Raw genomic sequence first — 12510 nt, 5'->3', positions numbered from 1 at the left:
AAAATTTCCCTCAAACTCACTCACTCTCACTTGCTCATGGACGATTATACCGATCTTTCATAATTGTGCAACTTAACCATTAACACTCTTATACACTTGCTATAATGAGCCATTGACTTGGTTATGAGGTGAGCGATGCAAGCGATCGATCTTGATGTGCTGATTGTGGGCGCTGGTTTGTCGGGCATTAGTGCAGCCTATTATCTGCAAACCCGCTGCCCACACAAACGCTATACGATTCTCGAAGGCCGCAAGGCGATTGGCGGTACATGGGATCTGTTTCGCTACCCCGGCATTCGCTCGGATTCGGATATGTACACGCTGGGCTATGCTTTTCGCCCGTGGCATAGCTCGCAGGCAATCGCCGATGGTGCGTCAATTTTGCAGTATATTCATGAAACGGCCCAAATCTATGGCATCGATCAACAAATTAACTTTGAACATATGGTTCGCCGGATCAGTTGGTCATCGAAGCAGGCGCTCTGGACGGTTGAAGTTGAGCGCTTGGCCGAGGGCGATTGGGTGCAATATCGCTGTAATTTTTTGTATATGTGCGGCGGCTATTACGATTACGCCCAAGGCTACACCCCTGAATGGCCGAGCTTGAGCCAATTTCAAGGGCGGGTGGTGCATCCCCAAGCTTGGCCGCAAAATCTCGATTATCGCGATCAACGGGTGGTAGTGATTGGTAGCGGTGCGACGGCAATTACCTTAGTGCCAGCCATGGCTGAGCAAGCGCACCATGTGACGATGTTGCAACGTTCGCCAACCTATGTCGTGGCCCAACCTGCCAGTGATGCTCGTGCCGAGCAGTTGCGGCGTTGGTTGCCTGCCAAATTGGCCTTTCACGTGATCCGCTGGCGAGCAATTATTCAAGGTATTATCTATTATTTATTGATGCGAACGCTGCCCAAAGTTGCCAAACGCGCCTTGGTGAACATGGCGCAGCAAGAACTTGGCGATAGCTATGATGCCAACATCCACTTTAGCCCAAGCTATAACCCGTGGGATCAGCGACTCTGTTTAGCGCCCGATGGTGATTTTTTCAAGGCGCTCAAATCGGGCCAAGCCAGCGTTATAACTGACCAAATTGCTCAATTCACCGCTACAGGTATTCAACTGCAATCGGGCCAGCATTTGGCGGCTGATCTGATTGTCACGGCAACGGGCTTGAATTTGCGCTTGCTCAGCGGAATTGAAATTGTGGTTGATGGGCGCACGGTTGAATTGGGCACAACTCTGAATTACAAAGGCATGATGCTCAGCGATGTGCCTAATCTGGCCTTGGCGTTTGGCTATACCAACGCTTCGTGGACGCTCAAATGCGAACTAACCTCGATGTATGTCTGCCGCTTGCTGAATTATATGGATCGCCATGGCTATGTCAGTTGTATGCCCAAGAATTTTAACCCCACCATGGCGACCGAGCCAGCGCTTAGTTTCACCTCAAGCTATGTTCAACGGGTGATCAAGCATTTGCCCCGTCAAGGTCGCCAACGCCCATGGCGGCTCTACCAAAACTACCTGCTCGATTTGCTGATGTTGCGGCTTGGCTCGCTCGATGATGGCAATATGGAGTTTTTTCGCGCTTGACCTAGCCAACGCCAAGTTGAGTAACCTAATCATTGGTTTGCAGGGCTGTGCGATAGGCTGCCAAGGCGCGTTCACGGGCAAAACTATGCTCAACTAGCGGCGCAGGATAATCGCGCCCAATCACGCAGCCAACATGTGCTTGCACGGCTGGCGGCATGGTCCATGGCTCGTGAATATAGTGATCGGGCACGTTAGCTAATTCGGGCACAAATCGCCGAATATACTGGCCGTCTGGGTCGTGCTTTTTGCTCTGGGCAATTGGGTTGAAGATGCGAAAATAGGGTTGGGCTGATGGCCCACTTGAACCTGCTGCCCACTGCCAACCGCCGTTATTGGCGGTCGGGTCGCCATCACATAACTGCTGCATAAAATAGCGCTCACCCCAACGCCAATCGATCAGCAAATCTTTGATCAAAAATGAGGCGCTGATCATGCGCACTCGATTATGCATCCACGCCATTTGGTTGAGCTGGCGCTGGCCTGCATCAACAATTGGATACCCAGTTTGGCCCTGTTGCCACGCCAAAAACTCACTTGGATCGTTGCGCCAAATGATCTGATCGTAGCGTGGATCGAGCGAGCCGTTGAGCATATATGGGTTGTGGTAGATCAATTGGGTGTAGTAATCGCGCCAAGCCAATTCTTTGAGCCAAGTATCGACTCCTTGACGTTGCTCAGCGTTTAATGGCTCGGTCAGCAGATCGACAGCCTGTTTCAAACATTGGCGAATCGAAATCGTGCCCATGCGCAAATCAACTGAAAGCTGCGAGGTTCCGGCCTCGGCAGGCACTTCGCGGGCTTTGGTATACTTGAGTACCGAAAGTTTCTGCCGCCGATCAAAAAACTGCGCCAAACGTTGTTGGGCAATTGTTTCGCCAACCTGTGGAATCGTTTGTTGTAGCTCAAAGCCCAAATCAGCCAAGCTTGGAATTGGCAAACTCGCCAAATCGCTTGGCGGGGCCACGAATTTGCTGGGGGCGGGCACAAGTTGCTCGGCTTGGTGATAGGCTAATTCACTCCAGCGCTTGACATATGATCCATAGACCACATAGGGTTTTTGCTCAGTTTTGGTTTTTAGCCCCTCTGGCTCAACTAAAACGCTATCGTGAAACGAATGGGCTTGCAAGCCTTGTTCACGTAACCAGTGCTTAACTGCGCTATCACGCTTGATCGCATAAGGCAAATAATCGCGATTCCAGTACACGCCGCTGGCCTGAGTTTCGCTCACGAGGCGTTGCAATTCGGCTAATGGCTGGCCATGGCGCACAATCAAACGACTGCCTCGTTGCTGCAAATCGTGATCGAGTGCTTCGAGCATGGCAAGCGTTACGGCGATCAGGGCTGCTCCAACATAGCCATCGTGCAGAATCGTATCATCCAAAATAAAGACTGGAATAACTGCCCCAGCGCTGGCCTCGGCGGCGGCATACAAGGCGCGATGATCGGTTAGGCGTAAATCGCGGCGGAACCAACAAATCACAGGCATAAAAAACTCCCCAATTGTACGCAGCATACTACGTACAATTGGGGAGTTGGATGGTTTAATTTTTGATTGCGACAGGCAGATAAACGCTATAGTTCTCAGGGGTTGGTGTAACGCTCGCCGTCGGCGTAACGCTGACGGTTGGGCTAGCTGTTGGGGTCGCCGTCGCGGTTTGGGTTGGGGTTGATGTTTGAGTTGGGGTTAATGTTGGCGTGCGAGTGGGAGTATTGGTTGGGGTTAATGTTGGTGTAACTGGAGTTGGTGTGATATTGACCCCGTTGATCGCAAAGTTGGCGTTAGAAATATCAAAGAAGATATTGTTAGCACAACGCACTTTGATCCGCGCAGCAGCAGCATTAACGTTTGGCGCAACAACAGTTTCATCGCCATCGTTGGGGGTGTTGCTGACCAAGGCTTCAAAGCTTGTGCCGCCATCTTTCGAGAGCAAAATATCAACATTAGCACAGCTAATTGGCGCAGCGGTGGTGTTGGCAACATTCCACGTGACCGACTCGTTCGCGCCGCCTGTCCAGGCGATTGCCGTGTTTGGTGCAGTTACCAAGAATGGTCCAGCAGTATTGTTGACAGTCAGAACCGCCGTATCCAAGCCATAACCACCAGCCCCAGCGTGGTTATCACGCACGGTCAAGCGGAAGGTCAGGTTGCGGTTAGTAGTTGGCAACGATTCGCCAATCGTCGTGGTATTGTTCAAAATATCGCTCAGTTTTGGCAAGGTACGCACATTGCTGGCGGTTGAATTGAAGCTACGGAAGATTGGGCGATTGCCGTTATCGGTGTTTGGTGGTGAGGCCGCACCCAAATCGTATTGTTCCCAATCGTAGGTCAAACTATTGTCTTCAGCATCGTTAGCGCTAGCAGTCAATTCGAATGGCGTATTGGCTGGGATGGTGTAATCGCTGCCTGCATTGGCGACTGGTGGGGTATTGCCAGTGGCTTGAGTTGTGCCACAGGTTGCGCCGCCGCCAGTGGTGATGAAGGCTGAAATTTCTTCTAAGCTCTTGACGTGGAAGTCGAAGTCGCTGTTTGGTTGCAAGTTTTCCGAGCCACAAATCCCGGCATAAGCCATAATGGTTGTACCACTACCTGGTTCGTAGGCAGCGCTGCTGGAACGATTGCCACCACTACAACTGCCAGTTGAGCCATTGAAGGTGTGAAGACCACCAAATTGGTGACCAATTTCGTGCGCGACATAATCGACATCGAAGGCATCGCCAACTGGTGAGCCTGAGCCAGTAACCCCACGCGCTTTGCTGCCTGAAGAACAGACTGATTGTAAAGTAGCGACCCCACCGCCGCCAGTGCTGAACACGTGGCCAATATCATAGTTGGCCCCGCCAATCACGTTGGTCAAATTGGTTTGGTTTTGGCCAAGCATCGTACCACCACTATTGTTGGTATAGGGGTCGCTGCTCGCATTGGTATACACAATCAGATCATTGTTGGCGATTAATTGCATGCGCACTGAAAGATCGCGTTCGTAGATTCCGTTAACCCGATTCATGCTGGTGACGATTGCCGCCATCGCGCCATTGACCGTGCCACCGTGGAATGCGGTGTATTCGCCAGTGGCAGCCATGGCCAAGCGATAGGTGCGCAAGGTTTCACCAATCGAGTAGCGTTCAGGAATGATCGACGATGGATTTCCTAATGGATTTGGCTCGTAATCGTTGCCAGTCCGTTCGGCCAATTTGCTAGGGTCGGCCACAAAATTGCGAGCATCGTACACAATATAGTTAGCCGTATCATTGCGGCTATATGGATCGATAAAAATCCGACCTGATTCGCTCAAGATCATGCCATGAAAGCCGCGTGGCGTGATATCAAGCCGAGCGCTGGTTGCAGGCTGATCAACTGATTGGGCCAAGAAGGTGCGAATTTCAGGAAACTTGGCGGCTAATTCGGGAGCCATAATTGGCGATTCGACGACGCGAAATTTGCCAAATTGGCCATCTGGTAGCGGTAAATCTAACATAAAGCCAGATTTTTGCACCTTGGTTTGGGCTTCTTGAGGCACTTGACGTAAGTGTTGTTGTAGCAAATTAAGATCCAAGGCGACCGTGCGATACACTACTGGAATGATTTCGCGTGAGCCTTTTTGTTGAATGTCCTGTTCAGCAACATTCTGCCAAAGCCCATCCGATGAGCTGACACTGGGGCTGACCATGGCGGTTGCAGTGATCACACTGAGCAGCGCAATGATCATAACTGCAACGATGATCATCCATGAACGACCAAGACGCATAGGTATTCCTTTCCACAAAACAGCATGGCCCATTATACAATTAATTAACAGGTCTTAAAGCAAGCGGGCATGCAACCAACCTTAGTTTATAAAAAAAGCCGGCAGCCATTCATTAAGAAAGATTCAAGGGGATTGATTTTAAGATGCTACTTCAGACAAGTTTAAATTGTTGGAAACATCACGCTCGCTGGGTACTCCAGGCTTTGACCACGCTCCAGCCTGATGATCAACCACGGTTGCTCCATGCCTTGCAAACAATCGGCAATTCGCAGATGGATTTGTATCTTGGTGATTTAGACCCAGTAGCTATCGATAGCCAAATTATTGCCCAACTGCAACAGCGTGGGATTGCTGCCCCCACTCACTATGCTGAATGGTTGGCGAGCAATGGTCACTATCAACTGTTGCAGCTCGATGATCACTCGGAATGGGTGCTACGCTGGGGTGAAATTGACCAACAGCGGGTGCATTTGCATCCTGCTCGATATAGCCCGTTGAGTGTCCGAGTGCGTGCTCCAGTCTTACGATCAGCCTATGCGATCATGGTTTGGCAGGGTTGGTATGGTGGCGATTTATTTGATCTGCAACTGATCAATCGGGTGCGCACAGCATGGTTGCACCTTAGCCCAATTGCCAAATTGCCGCCAAATGATGGCCTTGCGGCGCTATTGAGCTTACTACGCGAGCTAAACCAGCCAAATTAACCCCAATCAGCCCCAAAAATTCAGCAATTCGATTATTCCAACGTTTTAGTAATAGCAATGGCTGCGTAGCTACCCCCTAGGCTATTTCAAGCGGCTGCTGTAACCCGTAATTTGCCCGTGATCGCGTCACAACAAGTTTGGTAGGGCAAGTTCCTGCCATAATTTCGGGGATGGGATAATGAATAGTGTGTTGCTGGTTCCGCTGTATCTTGATGCGTTGGTCCTGCCGACTGAACAGGCCGTCGCTCAAGCAATGACCGATTTTAGTCGTTTGCCCTATAGTAATGGACAGCACGATATTAATGCTGATGTGGCCAATGTTAGCGAAGAGATCGTGCGTCAGCCATTTGCTCAATCGACCCTCAAGGCGGGGGTGCATTTGCACTGGGCGTTGCCCGATAGCCTGACGCGTGGGACGCAAGTTGGCACAACCACCAATTTTCCGAGTGTGCCCAATCGTTGGTTGGTGTTGCGGGCGCGAGGTGGTGGCAATACGCCCTTACAGATTGAAGAACAATGGATTGTCGAGAGCGATTATCTTTACCCTGCTGGGCAATTTGCCAGTAGTGTGACGACCCCGGTTGCTGCTGAGGGCAATCAACAGCCGTTTCGCTATTTGGGGCGGCGTATGCCCTTTTCAATCTGGCAAGAGCACGATCCGCAGGCTGAATATTTGGCACAACTCACGGCGGTGGGCTATGGCGAGCCAACCTTTGCGGCGTTTTACCCCAATTGTTATAGTGTGTTTGGTTTCTACGACGATAGCTACACCGACGATGTGCCCAGCGATTTGCAATACCTTGTGCTTGGTTGGTACAACGATATTAATCAAGATGTTGTGCATAGTTTGGTCAATAGCCTGCAAGGATCGAGCAATACTGATTTAAGTGCAGCGTTGTTGGCCCAATTGGGCTGGGCCGTGAATGTGCCTGATGGGAGCGATTTCCCCGATGCCCTGTGCTGTTATTGCCAAATTCAATTGAGCAACCCCGCTGCGGCTTCAACTCCAAGTAGCCCCTTGCAAATTGCCGTTGGTAATACTGGCACGGAAGCGCTTTCGGCATTTTTAGCTAATACGCTCAACCCTAGCCAGCCAGCCGCGATTGAAGATCATTTAGAGGCTGTGCTCATGGCCTCGTTTCTTGATCAGCAGTATCTTGATGTGGGAGCGAGCTTTTTAGCCGCCCGTCATGAAAAAAGTTTCAACGCGATTCCAAGCGGTTCATTATGGTCGGTTCGCCCGCAATCAACCAGCGGCAGCGCCGATTCGGCCAATGCAACGGTCTTGGTGAATTTGCCCGAGAGCTTGGCCCATCAACTCAATCAATTAAATAGCCTACAACACGATTACGATCGGGCGCTTGAACTGATCGAACAACAACGTGAACAGTTGTTTTTTGATTGGTATAAATATATGTTGGCGGCCTATCCGCCAGCCGAGAGCCGCGATGATTTCCCTGATGTCGATTTGGTGCGCTATTTTGTTGAACAAAAAGATCTTGTGCCATTGGCAAATTTGCTGAATAGTGCTGGCGCACTGAGTTTGCAGTGGGATGAGGTTGGCAATGTGATCGCGGCTTCAGCTGGTAATTCGGCGAGTAATGCGATTGCCAGCGGTCTGGCTCAGCAAATTAATCTGGTGTTGCAAGCAGTCGCCGATTTTAATGCGAGCACTGAGGTGCAAGCGATTAACCAACAATATCTGTTGTTGATTACCGGTGGACCACGCTATTGGCAGCCTAACGAGCCTGTGCTGTTGCTGTCTGGGGCCGCGCTTGAGCCAACTGATCGCCATGGCAGCGATGGCGAATTAGCCTGTCAGTATGTTGCCAACCTGAGCTTGCACCCCATGACTACGAGTGTGGTTGAGCAATTGGCCAATGCAGTGGCGGCGATCAAAGCTAATGCCACGCCGCAGCAAGTCGGCTTTTTCAGCTACGATCAAGTGCCATGGAATCCAATTTTGTTGGAATGGGGCGTTGAAGTCTTTCCCTTGGATCATCATAGTAATCTCGACCCCAACACCAGCGCCTACAACCCCGATTTTATTTTCAGCAACTACAGCTTGTCCGAAAATGCCGTTGATTTGGCGATCTTGCCCAGCCAAGTTGCGATTGCTCAATCCGCCAACTTGTACAGTGGCTGGAGCATTCTTTCATCGCGGGCTGAAACGCAATATCAACAACAACTTAATAGCTACTTAGCCCAATATCCCGATGATACGACGGTACAACAGGCCGCCGCCTTGGTCAACGACCCCACGTTTCATTGTTTGGCTCAGTCGTTAGGTGGTTTCAATCAAGCCTTGTTGATGCGCAAACAAACCTATCAATTGGCCATGGCCGATCCGTTGGGGTTTAGCGATTATCAAGCTTGGACTGACCAAGTTGCCTCGGCAGTCGCCAATCATAATCGTAGTGCGCCGCGTATGTTCAGCGATTTCAACCCGATTCGTAGCGGGGCCATGCGCCTCAATCGGCTGCGATTGGTTGATAGCTTTGGCCAATTGCGTGATGTTGCCGCCGAGCAAATTATTCGGACTCAGCAAATGACTACTGCTGGCAGCGATTATCTGATTTGGCTGCCGCCACGCTTGATGCAACCGGCCCGCGTGAATTTGCGCTGGCTTTCGGCCAATCAAGGCGATATGGAGATGAACGATGCGCCGATTACCACGCCAATTTGTGGCTGGGTCGTGCCAAATAATCTCGATGGTAGTTTGATGATCTATGCAACCTCAGGCGCAGCACTAGGCTTTATCGATGCCCAAGTGCGTTGGCAATATGTGCCAGGTGGGCCAAATGTCGAGCCTACGGCAATCGAAAATCGCTATTTACGCCAAATGGTGCAGTATGTCTTGCAACGCACCAGCGACTTTTTACGCGATTTTATTGTAACGATCGACAATGCACTTGATACCATCGACCCCGAAAATGCTGCCGCTCACACCGATTTGGCCTTGCTACTTGGTCGCCCGATTGCCTTGGTGCGCACCTCGCTTGATTTGGAGTTGCAAGGAGCGCCAGCAATTCACCAAAGTTGGAGCGCCCTACGCCTCGATTTGCAGCAAGCTAGCCGCGACGACGACGGCTTTGCTGAAGTCGAATTCCCCATTCGGATCGGCGAATATCAACAATTAAATGATGGTGTGGTGGGCTATTGGCAAGAACTTAGCGATGGTAGTTATGCCGACAATATTTTCTATGCGCCGCAAAGTAGCGATTTGCCAGTTGATGACCCGCTAATTCGGACCCACGACCAAGCAGATATGGCGATTAGGCAAACGGTCAACGCTGCTCCGCGCTATCTGACAATGTTGTTTGATCCACGGGGCAGCGTGCATGCCACCAGCGGTATTCAGCCAGTCAAGGCGATTACGATTCCTGCCGATCAATATGCTGATGCCTTGGGCGCAATTGCGATCACTTTCCTGACTGCGCCAATTTTGACCAATCAGGGAGCGATCAATTTGCCATTGCCAGTTGAGGCGGGCTATCGCTGGAGTTGGCTCGAACAACCAACCAGCGAATGGCAAGAAACCAGCGAGATCGGCCAAGTTAGCCCCAAAGCCACCTTTGAAGCACCGCAAACCTTGCACGATGGTTGGCTCAAATTAAGCCCAACCAACGAGAATTAATAAAAGGAACGCTAACCATGACAACAATTGATGATGGGTTAATCGTTTATTTGCAATTAGATGCGTTAAGTGCGGGCCAAACCGTTTTAGATATTTCGGGCAACAACAACAATGCTATCGCCCATGGCTCACTCCAACTCGTTTCCGATGACGTGTTTGGCAGTGTACTGGATTTTGATGGCAACGGCTATCTCGAATTGAATCCCGCTAGCATTCCGGCTGGTAATGCGATCACTGTGAGTTTTTGGGCCTGTGGGGCAGAAAATTTGCCTGGCGCAGGCGTTTCGGCGATTGCTGCCTTGACCGCTGCTGATGAGCGTTCGCTGAATGTGCATTTGCCATGGAGCGATGGCCAAGTTTATTTCGATTGTGGAGCCGAAGGTAATACTTGGGATCGTATGAACCAAGCGGCCAATGCGAGCGATTACAAAGGCAGCTGGACCTATTGGGCATTTACCAAAGATGTTGCCACCGGCACGATGCAAATTTATGCTAATGGCACGTTGTGGGCGCAAGCCACTGGCAAAACCTTGCCGATTAAGGCTGTGAGCCAAGCCACCTTTGGTGCATATAGCCCCAATACAGCGCCTTACTACGGCAAACTTTCCAGCCTACGGATCTACAATCGCGCTTTGTCGGGCGATGAAATTCTGCAGGTGATGGCGGCTGATCCAGCGGCGGCAGCAACTTTCGATAGTTTGTATCCGGTTGGTTTTAATTTGCTTGATGATGATGGTCATGCGACGATGTACATCGACGATAATCCCCAAGGCTACAACCTCTTTTTGACCATCAGCAATAACTCGCCGCGCACAATTAATCTGGTTGCGCCGAATGATCAAACACCCTCGGCGAGCAATCACCATTTTGTGCTGAATTTTCGGCCTGGCACACTCTCAACCGCGACGCTGAGCCAAGTTAAGCTGACCGACCAAACGTGGCAACTCAGCACAGGGCAAGCGGTTGATGGCACGACAAGTTTGTATTTGCTGAGCACTCAGGCACGGAGTTTGACCCCCAATCAAAGCCTGAATTTGGCCTTACAATCAATCAGTGCCTCGGCGAGCAGCGGCGCACGCAATACGCGAGTCGAATTAAGCTACCAGCAATTGCAATATGCCAACAGCCTCACGCCATTAATTGGCAGCCGTTTGCAAAACATGGTGGTGTTGAATGCTCAAGGTGCACATACACCGCCGTTGCATGTAGGCTTTGTTGGGCCAAATATGGTGCTAAATAATGGCACGACGGCGAATCAACTGACCTTACATATTACCAACCTGCTTGATGATGCAGCGTTGGCGCTTAGCCCAAGCACCAGCAATAGCCCAACCACCTTCATCGTAGCCTTTGACAGCCAGGATAACCAAAATAATCGTGATTGGGCCTTGGGCACGACCAGCCAAGTTAATGCGATTGCAATCACGCTTGATAATTGGACAGGTGGCAAAGATCCTGAATCGGCAGAATGGATTTTCACCACGACCCAAACCTCGCTGGCAGCAGAAGCCTTTATTCAAATGAACCTGAGCAACATCGTTTCATCGCTGCCAAGCGGCGCGGCCAACCTCTACTTGCTCTATGAAAATTTGCCAGGCTATCGTGATGGCTACTTTGTGGTAGCGATTGAAAAAACGCCATTGATCATTACTAGCAATCAACGAGTTGGGGTTGGCACGAATGCCCCAACGCGGCCATTGGCGATTCGTGGCAGCGGCGCAGGCGAAGAAGCTATTAGTTTTGAAAATAGCAGTGGCACAACCAAATGGCATATTAACCAAAAAGTTACGACCCAAGGTGGCTTCAATATTGCCGAAACAGGCGTGAAAGATGGGCGTTTATTTCTCCAAACAGGTGGTAATACTGGAATTGGTACTGTCACACCACGGACTGGTTTAGATACTGGCACTGGCGTGCTGAGTGGTGCTGCCAACGACTATACCAAAGCCCAATTTGCCTTTACTGGCGGTGGTCGTGTAACCTGGAACGGGATTAATAATCGCTTGAAATGGAGCCAACGCTTTATTGCGATTTCGATGGAACGATCAGTTTCGTTTGCAGGTGGCCACGTGAATGTCATTCAACCAACCAGCGATCTTCCCGCGGCCCAAGTCTATGACAACCAAGTGCGTTCGTGTACTGCCGATGGAATTGTGCTCAAGGCATGGGAAGCCTTATATGCGGTGCACACGGTTGGGGGCAACGAAAATGCCGTCAGCTATCAGATCACCTGTTATACCACAGCCTCGTTCTTTGTGCCGAGCAATTGGCTGTTGGTGGCGGTAGTTAATGGCGATGATGGCACAGTGCGTTTGGCTAATGGGCTTGTGCTCAATCCTGGGGCTAGCTCGCTGAATGGTAGTTCAATTCCATCGGGCACAATTAATATGTGGTCGGGGGCAGATAATGCCCTACCTGGTGGTTGGCTCTTGTGTAATGGCCAAAATGGCACGCCCGATTTGCGCAATCGCTTTGTGGTTGGCGCTGGGGCTGCCTACCCTGTTGGTACAACTGGTGGTGCGGATAGCGTGACGCTAGCGGTGAATCAGATGCCTTCCCATAACCATGCAGCCAGTACATCAAACGATGGTCAGCATAACCATACCCTCTACTTCGATACTGGTGGTGGTGGTAACGGCCCTGGTGGCGATATGGCAAAAACCAATGATGGCTTGCAAAAAAATGTGATTGCTAATTTCAGCGTCAAAACCGATAAGGATGGTAATCACTCACATAGCGTTACGATCCAAAATAATGGTGGCAACCAAGCCCATGAAAATCGCCCGCCCTTCTACGCGCTTTGCTACATTATGAAACAATAGGAGGGCTG

General features: G+C 50.6%; 6 protein-coding genes. 4 read left to right on the top strand and 2 right to left on the bottom strand.

Features of this window, described 5'->3' with window-relative positions:
* Positions 1–135: 135 nt before the first annotated feature.
* Positions 136–1593 carry a flavin-containing monooxygenase gene (locus DEF47_RS02110; protein WP_012189515.1) on the top strand — a complete coding sequence of 486 codons (1458 nt, stop codon included), beginning with the start codon at positions 136–138 and terminating at the stop codon, positions 1591–1593.
* A gap of 25 nt (positions 1594–1618) precedes the next feature.
* On the opposite strand, the gene DEF47_RS02105 is transcribed toward DEF47_RS02110, so the two are convergent.
* Positions 1619–3079 (bottom strand): cryptochrome/photolyase family protein, encoded by a 1461-nt coding sequence (locus DEF47_RS02105; RefSeq protein ID WP_012189516.1) that lies wholly within the window; start codon positions 3077–3079, stop codon positions 1619–1621.
* Between the two features lie 55 nt (positions 3080–3134).
* On the bottom strand, positions 3135–5339 hold the full coding sequence (locus DEF47_RS02100) for a reprolysin-like metallopeptidase (RefSeq protein ID WP_012189517.1): 2205 nt from the start codon (positions 5337–5339) through the stop codon (positions 3135–3137).
* Positions 5340–5482: 143 nt separating this feature from the next.
* On the opposite strand from DEF47_RS02100, the gene DEF47_RS02095 reads away from it, so the two are divergent.
* The 3 genes from DEF47_RS02095 (at position 5483) to DEF47_RS02085 (ending at position 12502) form a co-directional block, all read left to right on the top strand.
* Complete coding sequence (locus DEF47_RS02095) at positions 5483–6043, top strand: hypothetical protein (RefSeq protein WP_012189518.1); 561 nt, start codon at positions 5483–5485, stop codon at positions 6041–6043.
* A gap of 178 nt (positions 6044–6221) precedes the next feature.
* Positions 6222–9680, top strand: a complete 3459-nt coding sequence (locus DEF47_RS02090; protein WP_012189519.1) for a hypothetical protein — start codon at positions 6222–6224, stop codon at positions 9678–9680.
* A gap of 17 nt (positions 9681–9697) precedes the next feature.
* Entirely contained in the window at positions 9698–12502 is a 2805-nt protein-coding gene (locus DEF47_RS02085) for a LamG-like jellyroll fold domain-containing protein (protein ID WP_012189520.1), read from the top strand.
* The last annotated feature ends 8 nt before the right edge of the window (positions 12503–12510 follow it).

The sequence above is a fragment of the Herpetosiphon sp. genome (assembly GCF_003512625.1).
In the GTDB taxonomy this organism is placed as follows: Bacteria; Chloroflexota; Chloroflexia; order Chloroflexales; family Herpetosiphonaceae; genus Herpetosiphon; species Herpetosiphon aurantiacus.
The sequence above is the reverse complement of the archived record's forward strand: the minus strand, read 5'-3'. Positions and strand labels throughout refer to the sequence as shown.